A 15628-nucleotide genomic window follows, 5' to 3' on the forward strand; every position below is an offset into this window, starting at 1 on the left:
AAGCATCCGCCGCTGAACAGAACTGACTAAGCTCATTCAGACCAATGTCGCACCCGCGCCGCCGATCGTGGCGCGGCTTACGGAGGTCTGAAATGCCCGGCGGTACTCCCTGCACGATCTACTGGAACGGCGAAAAACTGAGCGGCATGGCCGACGAGCCGCTGATTGATTTTCTGGCTAAGCATGAGAAGACGCTGCCGCACGTTTGCTATCACCCGGCCCTGACGCCGTTACAAACCTGCGATGTCTGCTGGGTGGAATATCAGGGCGAGCTGACCCGCGGCTGTACCTTACGCACCCACGACGGCATGGAGATCCATTCGCAGCCCGCCGACGCGCTGGCGGCGCAGCAGGAAGGGATGGATCGGCTGCTCAACCGCCACGAGCTGTACTGTACCGTCTGCGAACACAACACCGGCGACTGTACGCTGCACAATACCGTCGCCGATATGCATATGCCGATTCAGTTTTACCCCTATCAGCCTAAACCCGCCGATAAAGACCACTCTAATCCGTTTTACACCTACGATCCGGACCAGTGCATTCTCTGCGGACGCTGTGTGGAAGCGTGCCAGAACGTTGAGGTCAATGAAACCCTGAGCATTGATTTTAACCAGCCGCATCCACGCGTGCTGTGGGATGGCGGGGAGCGCATCGCCGGATCGAGTTGCGTCAGCTGCGGGCACTGCGTCTCGGTCTGTCCGTGTAACGCGCTGCTGGAAAAAACCATGCAGCCTGATGCCGGGCCGTTCACCAGCATGCCGCCGGACCTGAAACGCCCGTTAATCGATTTTGTAAAATCGCTGGAAAACAGTATCGGGATGGAGCCAATTACCGGCGTCTCGCTGATCGACGTCGCGCTACGCCAGCAGGAGATTAAAAAAACCAAAACCGTCTGCACTTACTGCGGTGTGGGATGCAGTTTCGAGATGTGGACTCGCGATCGCCACATTCTGAAAGTGCAGCCGGTGGCGGATGCGCCGGTCAATAGCATCTCGACCTGCGTAAAAGGCAAATTTGGCTGGGATTTTGTCAATAGCGAACAACGTCTGACCACGCCGCTTATCCGCGAAAATGGCCGCTTTCGGCCGGCCAGCTGGGATGAGGCGCTGGATCTGGTGGCGCGCAAACTCAGCGGGATTGCCCGCGAGCACGGCGGCGACAGCATCGGCTTTATCGGCTCCAGTAAAGCCAGCAACGAGGAAGCCTACCTGACGCAAAAAATCGCCCGCCTGATTTTCGGCACCAACAATGTCGATAACTCGTCGCGCTACTGCCAGAACCCGGCGACCGAAGGGCTGTTCCGTACCGTTGGCTACGGCGGCGATGCGGGCAGCATTACCGATTTACAGCAGGCGGATTTGATTGTGCTGGTGGGCAGTAACCTGGCGGAAAACCATCCGGTGATCGCCTCGCGCATTAAACATGCGCACAAACACAACGGGCAAAAACTGCTGGTGGTCGATCCGCGCCGACATGAGATGGCCGAGCGCGCCGACCTCTATTTGCGTATCCGCCCGGGAACCGATCTGGCCTGGGCGTCAGGCATGTCGCGCTATATGTTCGATCACGGTTACGCCGATGACGCCTTCCTGCGCGAGCAGGTCAACGGCACAGAGGAATATCAGGAGAGTTTACAGCCCTTCACGCTGGAGTTCGTCAGCCAGCTAACGGGTCTGGAGCCGCAGGCGCTGCGTGAGGCGGCGGAAATGATCGGCCAGGCGAAGCGGGTCTGTATTTTGTGGGCGATGGGTATAACCCAGCACAGCCACGGCGCGGACACCAGCACCGCGCTGTCAAATCTGCTGCTGGTGACCGGCAATTACGGTCGCCCCGGCACCGGCGGCTACCCGATGCGCGGCCATAACAACGTGCAGGGAGCCAGCGATTTTGGCTGTCTGAGCAACGTTTATCCAGGCTATGAGAAAGTCACCGATCCGCAGATGCGCGAAAAATGGGCCAACGCCTGGGGCGTCTCGCCGCAGGCGCTGTCGGATAAAGCAGGCGCGGATAACTTTCTGATGGTGCAGCAGGCCCATGAAGGTAAGATTAAAGCCATGTATATCATCGGCGAGGAGACCGCCTTCTCTGACGCCGACTCGCATAACGTTCATGACGCCTTTACCCGCCTGGAGTTTATGGTCGTACAGGATATTTTCATGAGCCGCACGGCGGAATTCGCTGACGTGGTGCTTCCCGGTTGCCCGTCGGTAGAGAAAGAGGGCACCTTTGTGAATACCGAGCGCCGTATTCAACGCTTCTATGAGGTGCTACCGCCGCTGGGCGAGTCTCGTCCCGACTGGAAAATCCTCACCGATCTGGCCTCACGGCTGGGGCACCCCTGGTACTACCAGCATCCAAAAGAGATTATGCGGGAGGCGGCAAGCATCGCTACCGCTTTCGCAGGGGTCAGCTATGACAAGCTCAGCGGCTGGCAGTCCCAGCAGTGGCCCGTCAGGCCGGACGGCACCAGCACACCGCTGCTGTACACCGACGGTTTCAAATTTCCGGATAAAAAAGCCCGCCTTTATCCTCTTGAGTGGCAGTTACCGCAGGAAACCGCGGATGCGCAGTACGATCTGCTGCTGAATAACGGGCGCATGCTGGAGCATTTCCAGTCGATGAACCAGACCGGGCGCGGCGGTCGTCTGCTGTCGCTGTCACCGGAATGGTTTGTCGAGGTCAGCCCCGCGCTTGCCGCCGAGCGGCAATTGCAGGAAGGAGACTGGGTGCGCCTGACCTCCCGGCGCGGCGCGCTGGAAGTGCGGGTGCTGATCACCGACCGCACCGGCGGCAACGTGCTGTTCATACCCATTCACTACGGACAGCCCGGCGTGAACGGGCTAACCGGCGAGCATCACGATCCGCACGTTAATACCCCTGCCTATAAAGAAATTGCGATCTCAATGCAGAAAATCGATCGCCCGGTTCAGGGCTCGCCGCTAACCAAAGATAACTTCCGCTACGGCCAGCGTACTCCGCTGGATCACCTTCCTGTTGAAGTGAAATGGCAGCAGCCAACCTACACCCTTCCCCCACAACACACGTCACATCCGGAGAAAAGCTGATGGCAGAACGCATGAATTACGAGGTTCCCCCGGCGCAGACGCAACCCTCTGCAGGCGACGCGCTGAGCGATTTACTGGAAAACCTGCACCACCACGGTTTTTTACGCCTTGCCAACGACATGGTGAAAGCCAATACGCAAATCGCCAAAATCGTGGTGGACGGTCTGAACCAGCCCGGCACGCAGACCGGTGTACAGAACCTGTCGCTGCTGCTGGTCGCCTTGTCCAAAATTCCGCCGGAACAGTTTAACCATCTGCTGATGGCGCTGACCCGTGGCGTGCAGGCGATGACGGAGAAACGCGACGCGCCGGAGAAAAAATCGGCGGCGCCCGGCGTAACCGGCTTTATCAAAATGCTTGGCGACGAGGACACCTGGCAAAAAGCAGCGCCGTTCTTTAACGCCGTTCAGGCGTTTTCCAGCGCGTTACAGGAGGAGCCGGACAAGCCCATCACGCGCTATTCCGGTAAAAGCAGCAATGCCTGATCAGGATCTGGTCCTGCTGCTCTCCCGCGGGCAATTTGCCCTGACTATCGGGATGCATATTGTGCTGGCAGCGTTCACCCTCGGCCTTTCTCACTGGCTGGTATGGGCCGAGGGAATGTGGCTGTGGAAGCGCGAACCGCGCTATATGTCGCTGTACCGCTTCTGGCTGAAAATCTTTATTCTCACGGTCGCCGTCGGCGCGGTAACGGGCGTGGTAATGGAATTTCAGTTCGGCACCAACTGGGGGCCGTTTTCCCGGCAGGTGGGTGGGATCATCGGCCCGCTGATGTTCTACGAGGTGCTGATCGCGTTTTTTCTCGAATCCGCGTTGGCTGGGGCGATGTATTTCGGCATCGACCGTATCGGGCCGCGTCTTCACTTCGCGATAACCTGCATGGTCGCAGTGGGCGCGGAGATCAGCGCGTTCTGGATCCTCGCCGCTAACTCATGGATGCATACGCCGACGGGCTATTTCATTGAGCACGGTATTTATCATCCGCAGAGCTGGATAAGCATTCTGCTGGCCCCTTCGTTTCCCTGGCGGCTCAGCCATATGGTGCTTGCCGCGCTGCTGGGCACGGCATTCCTGATGGCCGGTACCGGGGCCTGGCGACTCAGGCATAAACGCGATACCACCTCGGCCAGGCTGATGATTTCCTCTGCCATGTGGGCAGCGCTGGTACTGATGCCGGTACAGATCGTCGTGGGTGATTTGCACGGTGAAAATACGCTGGCGTATCAGCCGCAGAAGGTAGCGGCGATGGAAGGCGCATGGCAACCGCCGCCGCCGGGCAGGGGTGAACCGATGCGGCTGTTTGCCCTGCCCTTGCAGGATGAGCAGCGCAACGTGCTCGAGCTGGCAGTTCCTGATATCGCCTCGCTCTATCTGCGGCATAATCTCAGCGGCCATATCCGCAGCCTGAGCGAATTCCCGGCACAGGATTTACCCCCCGTCGCGATTGTTTTTTTCGCGTTCCGGATCATGGTGGGGCTGGGTCTGATGATGCTGCTCACCGCGATCATTGCGCTGGTCCTGCGCCTGCGCCGACGTCTGTTTCACGCCCCGCGGTTTATGCTATGGCTACAGCTCACCACGCCTTCCGGCTTTATCGCCATGCTGGCAGGCTGGGTGGTCACCGAGACGGGACGCCAGCCGTGGCTCGTCTGGGAGCGGGTGCGTACCGCTGCGGGCTTTTCCGCGATACCGCTGGAGTGGATGATCGCCTCGGCGGCGGGGATCGTGGTGCTGTATAGCGCGGTCTTTGCGTTTGGCCTGGGTTATTTCTTCCACTATGCGACGCATTACGATGCCTCGTCGCACGGGCCAGGAGAAGACGCATGATGTCGGCTGAGTTGCTCAGCGCCAGCCTGCTGGCCTTCACGCTGTTAATGTATGTGGCGCTGGACGGCACCGATCTCGGCACCGGTATGCTGTTTGCCCTGTTCCACGATGACGACGATCGGCGGCGGATGGCGGCATCTATTCTCCCTCTCTGGGATGCCAACGAGACCTGGCTGGTGCTGTTCGCCGCCGGACTCATTGCGCTTTTCCCCGCCGTTTACGCCGTCATTTTTAGCGCGTTATATCTTCCGGTTTTTATCATGGTGCTGGCGTTATTGGTTCGCGCCGTGGCGCTGGAGTATCGCAGCCATGCCAGCGCCTCCATGCGTCGGCGTCTCGACAGGGTGCATATTATTGCTTCTACGTTGGCTGCGTTTACCCAGGGTGCGATGGCGGGCTGCCTGCTGGATCCGAACGCGCGAGCCACTACGTTTACCTGGCTGCATCCGATCCCGCTACTCGGCGGATGTCTCTTTATCGGGGGATACTGCCTGGCGGGCTGCCTGTGGTTGCGCTGGCGGCTTGGCGGCAGGGCTGGCAATCAGTGCATAACACTGTTTTGGATCGGGCTGCCGCTATGGCTGCTGATGATTGCCGGGCTTTACTGCCTGTTGCCGGAAAATATATCAGACAGAGTGACAGCCCTGTTTATACAGCTTCTAAACGCCTCCGCCCCGGCGCAAAGCCAGCGCTTCGTGCTGTGGGGAAGCGCGTTTGTGATCCCGATGGTGGTGTTGTATCACAGCCTGGTGTTCTGGATGTTCAGAGGAAAGGTGAAATAAAGATCAAAAATGATGATAGCTATGAGAAATACTTTCCGGGCGTCGTCCCCGTCATGGTACGGAAAAAACTGACAAAGGCGCTGTCGCTGGCAAACCCCAGCGCCTGCGCAGTATCGGTGATGCGATGATCGGTTGAGAGCAGTTCCACCGCTTTCATCAGCCGCCACTGTTGCCGCCACTGCTGAAAAGACATGCCGGTTTCCCGGCGGAAAATCCGGCTAATCGTTTTTTCGCTGGCCCCGCAGCGGGTCGCCAGATGCTGCAAGGTTGGCGGCAATACGTTGCCGGAAAGGTGCGCCAGACGCTTATCCTTAGGCAGTGCAAGCATCATTGGTTCATGAGCAGCCGCACCCATTTCACCGCAGCACAATGCGGCAAGATGACAAAAAGGCGCCTCGTCCCAGCGGGTATCCCACGGCTGTTCGGAAATGCGCTCAAGCAGCTCGCGCAGTAAGGGCGATACGTTAAGAATGGCAGGTTGGCTCGGGAGTGAAGGAAAACAATGCGGTTGAAACCAGACGGAACGGTAGGCGACGCTATTTTTCATTTCCGCACGATGGCTGACGCCTGCCGGTATCCATGCTGCGCGCGTGGGCGGCAGCAGGCACAGCCACTCACCGTTATTGAGCGTGAGCCGTATACAGCCCTGACGCGTGAAAAGCATTTGTGCCATCGCATGCTGGTGCAATCCTGAATCATGGTCGCCCAGTTCAGCATAAATCCCGATCACCGAATTATTCAGGGTATCCGGGTTAAATACCGCGTCGCTGCTCAGCCAGGCCATGTTGTCCGATTTCCGCTATTTTTTGTCAGTATGTTTATGATGTGCGAAAAACGGTTTACCTACAATAGCGCCTCTTTTCTTGAGGAGGTGTTTATGTTCAGCCGTTCGGCGACGGTGATGCTCACCGCACTCTTAATGTTCCCGCAAATCGCGGAAACCATATACAGCCCGGCGCTGACCAGCATCAGCGCGGGTTTTTCGGTCGATGCTGAGCACGCGGCACAAACGCTGTCGGTCTACTTCGTCGGCTTTGCCGTCGGCGTGTTGTTCTGGGGTCGTCTCTGCGATCTGTGCGGGCGCAGACCGGCTCTGCTGGCAGGACTAAGCGTGTATATCTGCGGCAGCGTGATGGCGTTAATGGTCAGTGATTTCAGCCTGTTGCTCATCGCCAGAGTGATTTCCGCCTTTGGGGCCGCAACGGGTTCAGTGGTCACACAAACCCTGCTGCGCGACCGTTTTCAGGGACACCAGCTTGCGCGTATTTTTTCGTTTATCGGTATCGCTCTGGCCATCAGCCCTGCAACAGGCGTCGCTGTTGGCGGCGAACTGGCATCCCGCTGGGGGTTCCACGGCGTTTTTCTCGCGCTGGTACTGCTGGCTCTCTTGCTGCTGGCCGGTAGTCTTTGGCTCGTTGCGGAAACGCGTCCGGCGCAGCGCGTTGAGGTTTCACTTTGTTCTGTCGGCCGTCGAATGGTCCGGGATAAAAAAATCTGGCTGGCGGCCCTGATCGTCGCCGCTTTTAATATCAGCCTGTTCAGCTACTACAGCCTGGCACCGTTTATCTTTGCGCAGCTGCATCTTAACGCGCAGACCTTTGGCTATAGCGGTATCGCGCTCGCCACCGGTTCGGTCATTGGCTCGCTGATAAACCGATCCTTACTCAGCCAGGGTGAGCGCCTGCCTCTGATCCTCATCGTTGCCTGTCTTTTAAATATCGCAGGCAGCGCCGGGGTTCTTTTGCTCAGCCATACTCTTCTTTTTCTGCTGCCGATGGCGCTGGTGACGATGGCGTTTGCCATGGCGATCCCGGTGGTGCTCGGCTCGGCGCTGAGCGCGTACGCGGATTGCCGCGGCTCGGCGGGGGCCTTGTTCGGCCTGCTTTATTATGTATTGATTGCGTCGGGTCTGGGACTTTCCGGCTGGGGACAAGCGCTGGGGGCTACCCTGACGATCAGCGCCGTGTTATGCGCTATCGTTACCTGGCTTTATTTACCCTATCTCACTGAGAAGTAATATTTATATGCTAAGAAAAACGTTGTTAGTGTCTGCATTGTTGGGCAGTTCTGTGGGATGGGCCGCCGCCCCGCCGTCACAGCCTGCGGACTGGACGGAGGCTGTGGCGCCCTTTCCTGTCACCGACAATATCTTTTATATTGGCACTCACGGTTTAACGACCTGGCTGATTGTATCAGGCCAGCAGGCCATTGTGCTCGATCCGGGGCTTGCGCAGAATGTCCCGCTGATTGAGAAGAATATCCGCTCGCTCGGCTTTTCCTTGCAGGACGTTAACATGTTAATCAACAGCCACGCCCATTTTGACCATGCGGCGGGACTCGCAGCGCTTAAACGCGATACCGGCGCAACCTTCTACGCGATGGATGCCGACGTATCCGCGCTGGAAAAAGGCCAGCATGAAGGGGATAACCTCTACGGTAATGCCTTTTTCCCGCCGGTAAACGTCGACCACACGCTGCATGATGGTGAAGTTATCCGTCTGGGGAACGTCAGCCTGAAAGCCATCCTGACGCCGGGTCACTCAAAGGGCTGCACGACCTGGACCATGCGCTCAACGCTTGATGGAAAACCCGTCAGCGTGGTTTTTCCCTGTAGTATCAGCGTGGCGGGCAATACCTTAATCGGCAACCTTAGCTATCCGGGAATTGTTGCTGATTATCAGCGTAGCTTTGCCCGCCTGCGCGCTCTGAACGCAGACATCGTGTTGCCAAATCATCCGGAAGTCACTCAGGTCATGCAGCGTGAGGAACGGGTGCAAAAAGGGGATAAGCAGGCATTTGTCGATCCCGGCTTACTGACGCGCGTCGTGGATGACGCAGAGAAAAAATTTACCGCGGCGCTGAGTGCGGCATCAGCCCCAAAACCCTGAAGGTAACCATAATGAAAAAAGACGTTCAGTATCAGTTCCACCATTTCGGTATTCCCGTCCAGGACGGGGATACTACCGGTGTACACAGTGAAAAAGCCGGGATGTATACCACCGACAATCCAGGTAAATTTCGCGTGCAGTGGCACCGGTTTACCGATGATTCCCCCCTGCATCCGCTGATTAAAACCGTGCCGCACGTGGCATTTAAGGTCAACGATTTAGCGCGGGCCATTGAAGGTGAAGAGGTGATCCTCGGTCCTTACGAGCCGATTGATGATTACCTTGTCGCCATGATTAATGATGCCGGGGCCCCCATTGAGCTTATTCAGACCTCGCTGGATGACGACGAGTTGTGGGCGCGGGCGCGGCGTGGTCAGGGGGCCTTATATCGCAGCAACGATTAACGGTGAGGGTTATAACGCGAAGTGCCTTTATACTCTGGCTTGCTGCTGGCCGCTCTCCACAGGACAAAAATGAAACGTATCGCTAATGTCGTCATTCTGATGCTGTTCGCCCTGGCCCCCTGTACGCAGGCAGCCACGCTTTCTTCAGGCATGACCGATGCACTTAAACAACAGGAGACGCGCCTGAACGCTCGCATCGGTATGGCCGTCGTGGATGCCAAGGGCACGCCCATTTTTACCTGGCGTCAGGACGAGCGCTTTCCGCTGACCAGCACCTTTAAAGTGCTGGCCTGCGCTGCTCTGCTCGATAAGCTACATAACAGTGGCGGCTCGCTGGAGGAAAAGGTTTCCCTGCAAGCCGATGAACTGCTGGCGTATTCCCCGATCACCAAAAACTATCTGCCGCCCTCCACTCCTTCCCTGCGTTTGCTGTGTTCAGCGGCGGTGAGCTATAGCGATAACACCGCCGCCAATCGCCTGCTCAGGTATCTCGGTGGTCCGGCGGCGGTCACGCAGTTTATGCGCAGCATTGGCGATCAAGTCACCCGTCTGGATCGTACTGAACCCACGCTGAATGAAGCGACGCCCGGCGATGCGCGAGATACCTCTACCCCCAAAAGTATGGCGCTGGCATTACACAAACTTTTAGCCTCAGACGCTCTGGCTCAGGCTGACCGTACCACGCTGGATAGCTGGATGCGGGAAGATAAAGTCGCTGACGCACTGTTACGCGCCGCCCTGCCGCCAGGCTGGGCCATCGCCGATAAAACCGGAGCCGGTGGTTACGGCTCCCGTGCGATTATTGCCGCCGTTTATCCGCCGGAGAAACCGCCGTTTTACGTAGCGATTTATATTACGCAAACCAGTACGTCGATGAAGGCGGCGGATGCAGCGATTGCCGATATTGGCAGACAGCTTTTTAGCGCCGTCATTACCACCCTATATCCGCCCGCTTAACGATACGTAACACCTCATAATACAGATAAAAACTATTGACTTTGGCAGTTGTAATGTCAATGGCATCCTGTAATCTGTCAGGGGAATAGCCTAATTAAGACAAGGGGCAGCGTATGTCTGTCGAGGGAAAATCAGTCTGGGGAATTACCGGTCATCGGCGCATACCGCATCCTGATAATCTGTTTCAAACGATATTACGCCAGGGCGAGATATTACTTAACAGCGGCAAGCCGATATGCGGTTTAACACCCCTGGCGGAAGGCGCAGACCGTATATTTGCCCGGGCGTTAATACAGCTAGGTATTCCTTATAGCGTGCCGCTTCCCCTTGAGCAAAAAAATTACGAACGTGACTTTCCAGATACCCTGGGGGAATTTCATACGCTGCTGGAAAAGGCACAAACGGTTTTTATTCTACCGCGCTGTCCCTGGCTCACGGAGAGTGAAGTACAACCTGATACTGCTGGCCGTAATTTTCAATACCTTAGCGTGGGTGTGTACATCGCCAATCAGTCCGACGTACTTTTTTCCGCCTGGAACGGTAACCCGGCACAGGGGATGGGCGGCACTGCGCAGATTACTCAGCTTTTTCAGGATTTTACTGTGTTGAAAGCCTCAGTTAATGAAACGCAATATCGTTATTTTCAGGCTTTAGGCAAAAGAAAAACAGCGACTAAACGCAAATTAATACCTTTGGACGTGGTACAGGATAAATGAACCCTTTACATTTTACGCTTAAACAGATTTCAATTTGGCATAACGCTTATTTAAAGAAACACAACCAACCACAGACAAATCATAGCGAAGAAGCTCCCTCGACTCTTTATACGGATGAATGGCATGATTTGAACTGGCATGAAGAACAATCGCATCACTACAGCTGCTTATTTCGTGGCGGCGTTCTGCTGAGTTACACTCTTGGATTTCTTGCCGTGGTGTTCGCCGTCATTCCTATTTCTGGAATGCTCGGGGAAGAAACGCTCCATCATTATGGCTTTATATTCGTACTACTGGAGTTGATTGCGATTGCGTTAATCGTCGCCATTTATGTCTCCGGCATGTCGAATAAAGATAACGGGTCTGGCCGTGTCCTGTTTCAGAACTGGCGGGGCAACTGGCAACGGCATCGCACCCTAAGTGAAATATTACGTTATCAGGACGCGATTGCCTGGCTTAAGCCTGATAATGTGATTCGTAAGTATCAAATTCCTGAGGCCGTGCTGGCAACCTCCATTCCTTCTGCCGAAGCCATGTTGCACCGTTTACAGATACTGCTGGCCGGGCAACAGGCTTATAATGCGCAGAAAACAAGCGAATATCATTTTATCCAGCACCGTCTACACGTCATTGCCAAATGGAGTTTTATTCTGACGCTGGTCTGTTGTCTGGCGCACTTTTTTGTCCACTCTGCTGCCCTCTCTGCGCTTTCCGCCATTCTTCCCGCGCTGGGCTCATGCTGTCACGGCATTGCCTCAACGGCTGAATATGAAAAATTAGCGCAGCAGTGCCACCAGACAAAACTCTTACTGGATAACTTCGCGCAAGGACTGGTTGTTAACGAGCAGCGTTTACTGGCCGATGAGGCCGCCCTGCGCAAAGAAGTTAAGCAGTTCCTCGAGATAGTGTTGGACGACAGGGATAAGTGGTACATCTTCACCAGCTCCAGCAAATTACCGTTATGACTTTATTTTGATTTCAGGAAAGAGATAGACATGTCATCACCTATTTTTATTAGCCACTCTTCCCGCGACCGGGACTGGGCATACCGACTGATTGCCGACCTGGAAAAACGCGGCGTCCCCTGCTGGATCAGCTCTCGTGACATTGAGCCTGGTGCGGATTATCAGAAATCTATCGTCGATGCCCTTGAAGCCGCGCCAGCGATGGTGCTGTTATTTAGCGATCACGCCAATAACTCCAAAGAAATTCCGCGTGAAATGGCGATTGCCAGCGGCAAAAGCAAACCGATGATACCGGTGCGAATTGAGGATGTTGTTCCACGTAATGCGCTGGAATATAGCCTGACTAATGCCCAGTTCCTTGATTTATTTGCTAACTATGAAGGGACCATGACCCGACTGACGGAGTCTCTTCTCCGCCAGATTGCCGCCAGCGAACTGAATGTGTCCAGTGCGAAACCTGCGGTGGTAGTCGATAAACCGGCACCGACAAAAAGCGCCCAACCCTGGGACGTTAAAAAATCGCCAAAACAACCTGTTGAGAAGACTCCCACACAGAAGCCGAAATCCAGTAACAAAGTCTATATGGGCGTCGGTGCGGTGGCGCTGTTAGCGATTGCGGGCGTTGTCACCCTGACCTCGCAGGATGATGCGCCTCAGACGCAGACCGTTCAGTCAGCCCCGGCCCCGCAAGCTGCGCCTCCTGCCGCGAAACCAACGCCAGCTATAGCCGAACAACCGCCGCGTAGCGAAGTAAAAGCGGTGACTCCATCATCCACACCCACTGTCTCCGCCGCACCTGAAGAAGATGCCACACCTGGCGACATCGGTGCGCTGGTGACCAGTACGAAACAACTGCGTGCAAGTGACCGCGTTGAGGCATTACAAAAAAGTCCGCTAATGGAAAGCCAGAAGCTTAACGCCGGACAGATGTTGTCGCTGCTGAGCGGCACCAGCAACAGCCAGCGTAGCAACCTGATTGAGAAACTACTGCCTTTTACTGAACAACCTATTACCGTTACTGATGCGCTGAAATCACTCAATTTAACCGGCGATAGCTGGGCTTCCACGGTCACTACGCTAAACCCAGCGTTACCTGACAATCTGAAAGATGAAGAGATTTTGGCACTGCTGGGAACGACATCGTCTTCAAGCCGTGCACGAGTGCTTGAGAGTCTGGCCCCGAAAGGCGTTGCGCCATTTGACCTGGCCGTTGTCGAGAAAATCCTCAGGCCAATGAATGACAGCCGCAGCGGAGCTATTCGCACGCTGGTGAATTTGCTGCCGCAACCGCTCCCGGAAGACAGTTTCGGTATGCTGCTGACCTCTATTAATAATAGCCAGCGCAACAATACCATTGAAGCGATGCAGCCCGCGCTCGCGAATACGCTGACGCTTTCCGGTACGCTGAAACTGCTCGAAAATACTAATGATAGCTGGACCTCCACGCTTTATACGCTTTCGCCAAGGCTGCCGGAAAATCTTACGGCGGCTGAAGGCGCGCAATTGCTGGGCCGTACACAAAACAGCTCACGCTCACGCGGTCTGGAAGCGGTGGCACCGCATTTAGCTGCTGGCCTGAAAGGAAGCGATACGGAAGCCATGTTAAAAAGCATGAATGATTCGTGGTACAACGGTGTTTATTTGCTGGTTCCGCGCCTTGCTAAAGATCAGGATAGCGCCTCGATTTTGACGCTTTTAGGCCCGACCAAGAACAGTACCCGTCGTCGCACGATAGAAGCACTGGGCAGCGTCTTGCCCGCTAAAATCAGCGTCGATGACGCCGTTAATATGCTTGACGGGACGGGCGACAGCCGGTTATCAGCAGCGATCTTTTTGCTGCCCTATTTGCCACAGCAGCTAAGTCAGCAAGATCTGGATAATCTGGCGGGGAATTTAAGCAAATCCGACCGACAGAGGCTGGTTGAGGCGATGAAAAGGTAACAACGGTTTATTGGCAGAGTAGAGGAAGGTCCAGGGAGGGATGTTCTGAGGCTAAGAGGTGATTTAGAAAGCTGGAGCGGGCGAAGGGAATCGAACCCTCGTATAGAGCTTGGGAAGCTCTCGTTCTACCATTGAACTACGCCCGCTTTGAGGTGCGTAAGGCATTATAAACCTTACGCTCTTGTTAGCAAGGGACCGCTTGTCTGACTGGCGATTAATTCACCGTCAGCATTTCGGTTTACTGCCCTGCGGCGGCAGATAACGAAGCGGATCGATGGCCGTGGCTTTATAGCGGATCTGGAAATGCAGCCGCACGGAATCTGTATCCGTACTGCCCATCGTGGCAATCTGCTGGCCGATTTTCACGCTCTGCCCGTTATTCACCATCAGCGTATCGTTATGCGCATAGGCGGTGATGTAATTCTCGCCGTGCTTAATCATGATCAGATTGCCGTAGCCGCGGAGCTGATTGCCGACGTACACTACCTTGCCCGAGCCCGCAGCATAAATCGGTTGTCCGCGCGGCGCGGTAATATCGATACCTTTGTTGCCGCCATCCGCCGACGAGTAAGGCAAAATCACTTTCCCGCTGGTCGGCCAGCGCCAGCAGCGGTCGCCCACCGGCGGCCAGGAGACAGGCGGCAGCGTGGGACGGGAGGCGGTCTTCGTACTTCTGGAAGACTTCTTGCCAGCAGTCGCGGTGCCGTTCACCTTCAGGCGCTGCCCAATTTCAATGGTATAAGGCGGAGAGATATTGTTCATCCGCGCCAGTTCCTGCACGCTGGTGCCGGTCAGACGTGAGATACGAGAAAGCGTATCGCCGCGCTTGACGGTATAAACGTTGCCGTCGGAGTCAGAGCTACCCGAGCAGCCAGCCAGAAACAGCGCCACCGCGAGGCAGCACATTGGGCGAAAAGAACGAGTCATCAGGCTTCCTGCGCGCAAAACGGATCCTCAATACGGTGTGAGTCAGGGTGCTTATGATAGCAGCCTGTGAAAAGATGCCAATGGTTAGCGACGTTAAACCGTCTTAATCGGCTGAAAAGGATAGCCGCGCGTGATGATTTCCATTATTTGCGGCAGCCATGGCATCCCCGGTATTTTCACCAACGCCGGATAGAAAATTTGCGGCGAGGGGAAGAGATCGACAACGTGGCAGCGCGATAATTTATCAGCGTCGACTTCTGATGACGGCAGCAACGTCGCGGCGGCCAGCCCGGATTCCAGCCAGTCGAGGATCACCCCCGGCTGGGTGATATGCATAATGACATCGGGGGTGACACCGCCTTTACGAAACAGATCGAGCAGTATCTCGTAAGTACCGGAGTCTTTTGCCCGATGCAGCAATACCAGCGGAAAGGCAGCCAGCGCATGATAGTCGAAAGGTTGCTGCGGTTTTTCCGCCAGGCACTGCTTGCTGATTACCGCCACCAGCCTGACGGGATCGAAAGAGACAAAATCGTAACCTTCGCTACGATAAGGCCGCTGAATAAGTGCAATGTCAACCGTCCCTTCATTCAGCATGGTTTCCAGATGGCTGGAATCGGTAACGGAAATATTGATCTCAGCGTGAGGATTTCGCTTATATAATTCGAGAAGGAGGGGCTTAAAATAGGATTGATACAGATGCGTTAAGCCTATCCGCAGGCGAAATTTATCCTGATGAGCTATTTCCACCGTTTCACGCGCGGTATCTTCAACCTGACGTAATATTTCACAGGCTTTACGATAGAGAAAGTATCCCGCTTCCGTTGGCTCAATACGATTTCCCCGCCGAATAAACAGAGCAACATTAAGTTCCTCTTCCAGTTCCTGAATACGTTTACTCAGCGGCGGCTGAGCCATATTAAGCGCTTTTGCCGCCTGGCTTACCGAACCCTGCTCTACTACCCGACAGAAATAACGTAGCCTTTTAAGATCCATAATTCCTCTCTTTGCTGCGAATCAGTATCCCACTTCCCCGAAAAAAGTAAACGGCCTCTCTGAATGAGCAAAAACATGCAGCTAATTAATAAAAAATTAACATTCCGGCAAAGTTAACTTTTTTGATCTATGTAGCCTCCGGTAAACGGTATTTGTT

Annotated in this window: 14 protein-coding genes and 1 tRNA gene; 11 read left to right on the plus strand and 4 right to left on the minus strand. The window is 55.3% G+C overall.

Features of this window, described 5'->3' with window-relative positions; genetic code table 11:
• The first annotated feature begins 92 nt into the window (after positions 1–92).
• The 4 genes from fdhF to P0H77_RS17660 are packed head-to-tail and all read left to right on the plus strand — an operon-like array spanning position 93 to position 5677.
• Positions 93–3068, plus strand: a complete 2976-nt coding sequence (gene fdhF, locus P0H77_RS17645) for a formate dehydrogenase subunit alpha (protein WP_276158586.1) — start codon at positions 93–95, stop codon at positions 3066–3068.
• Positions 3068–3553 carry a DUF1641 domain-containing protein gene (locus P0H77_RS17650; protein ID WP_276158587.1) on the plus strand — a complete coding sequence of 162 codons (486 nt, stop codon included), beginning with the start codon at positions 3068–3070 and terminating at the stop codon, positions 3551–3553. Before fdhF ends, P0H77_RS17650 begins: the two co-directional genes overlap by 1 nt.
• Positions 3546–4895, plus strand: coding sequence for a cytochrome ubiquinol oxidase subunit I (locus P0H77_RS17655; protein WP_276158588.1), 1350 nt, complete (start codon positions 3546–3548; stop codon positions 4893–4895). The genes P0H77_RS17650 and P0H77_RS17655 overlap by 8 nt, the downstream gene beginning before the upstream one ends.
• Positions 4892–5677 carry a cytochrome d ubiquinol oxidase subunit II gene (locus P0H77_RS17660; protein ID WP_276158589.1) on the plus strand — a complete coding sequence of 262 codons (786 nt, stop codon included), beginning with the start codon at positions 4892–4894 and terminating at the stop codon, positions 5675–5677. Before P0H77_RS17655 ends, P0H77_RS17660 begins: the two co-directional genes overlap by 4 nt.
• A gap of 19 nt (positions 5678–5696) precedes the next feature.
• On the opposite strand, the gene P0H77_RS17665 is transcribed toward P0H77_RS17660, so the two are convergent.
• Positions 5697–6461 (minus strand): helix-turn-helix transcriptional regulator, encoded by a 765-nt coding sequence (locus P0H77_RS17665; protein WP_276158590.1) that lies wholly within the window; start codon positions 6459–6461, stop codon positions 5697–5699.
• Between the two features lie 93 nt (positions 6462–6554).
• Between P0H77_RS17665 and P0H77_RS17670 the strand changes: the two genes are divergently transcribed.
• The 7 genes from P0H77_RS17670 (at position 6555) to P0H77_RS17700 (ending at position 13548) form a co-directional block, all read left to right on the plus strand.
• Positions 6555–7694: a Bcr/CflA family efflux MFS transporter gene (locus tag P0H77_RS17670; protein ID WP_276158591.1), complete on the plus strand. Its 1140-nt coding sequence runs from the start codon at positions 6555–6557 to the stop codon at positions 7692–7694.
• 103 nt (positions 7695–7797) lie between these two features.
• Positions 7798–8565, plus strand: coding sequence for a subclass B3 metallo-beta-lactamase (gene bla / locus P0H77_RS17675; RefSeq protein ID WP_276158592.1), 768 nt, complete (start codon positions 7798–7800; stop codon positions 8563–8565).
• 11 nt (positions 8566–8576) lie between these two features.
• A complete protein-coding gene (locus tag P0H77_RS17680) occupies positions 8577–8969 on the plus strand; it encodes a hypothetical protein (RefSeq protein WP_276158593.1) in 393 nt (130 codons plus the stop codon).
• 69 nt (positions 8970–9038) lie between these two features.
• Positions 9039–9926, plus strand: coding sequence for a class A beta-lactamase (bla, locus tag P0H77_RS17685; protein WP_346429439.1), 888 nt, complete (start codon positions 9039–9041; stop codon positions 9924–9926).
• Between the two features lie 113 nt (positions 9927–10039).
• Positions 10040–10642: a hypothetical protein gene (locus P0H77_RS17690; protein WP_276158594.1), complete on the plus strand. Its 603-nt coding sequence runs from the start codon at positions 10040–10042 to the stop codon at positions 10640–10642.
• Positions 10643–10770: 128 nt separating this feature from the next.
• Positions 10771–11607 carry a hypothetical protein gene (locus P0H77_RS17695; RefSeq protein ID WP_276158595.1) on the plus strand — a complete coding sequence of 279 codons (837 nt, stop codon included), beginning with the start codon at positions 10771–10773 and terminating at the stop codon, positions 11605–11607.
• Between the two features lie 30 nt (positions 11608–11637).
• Positions 11638–13548, plus strand: a complete 1911-nt coding sequence (locus tag P0H77_RS17700; protein WP_276158596.1) for a toll/interleukin-1 receptor domain-containing protein — start codon at positions 11638–11640, stop codon at positions 13546–13548.
• A 72-nt stretch (positions 13549–13620) separates the two neighbouring features.
• Here the strand turns inward: P0H77_RS17700 and P0H77_RS17705 are convergent.
• The 3 genes from P0H77_RS17705 to P0H77_RS17715 all read right to left on the minus strand — a co-directional run bounded on the left by P0H77_RS17705 (position 13621) and on the right by P0H77_RS17715 (position 15471).
• A tRNA-Gly gene (locus P0H77_RS17705) sits at positions 13621–13694 on the minus strand.
• 79 nt (positions 13695–13773) lie between these two features.
• Entirely contained in the window at positions 13774–14475 is a 702-nt protein-coding gene (gene actS, locus P0H77_RS17710; protein WP_276158597.1) for an amidase activator ActS, read from the minus strand.
• Positions 14476–14568: 93 nt separating this feature from the next.
• Positions 14569–15471: a LysR family transcriptional regulator gene (locus P0H77_RS17715; protein WP_276158598.1), complete on the minus strand. Its 903-nt coding sequence runs from the start codon at positions 15469–15471 to the stop codon at positions 14569–14571.
• Positions 15472–15628: the final 157 nt, after the last annotated feature.

The organism is Superficieibacter sp. HKU1 (genome assembly GCF_029319185.1).
Classification (GTDB): Bacteria; Pseudomonadota; Gammaproteobacteria; order Enterobacterales; family Enterobacteriaceae; genus Superficieibacter.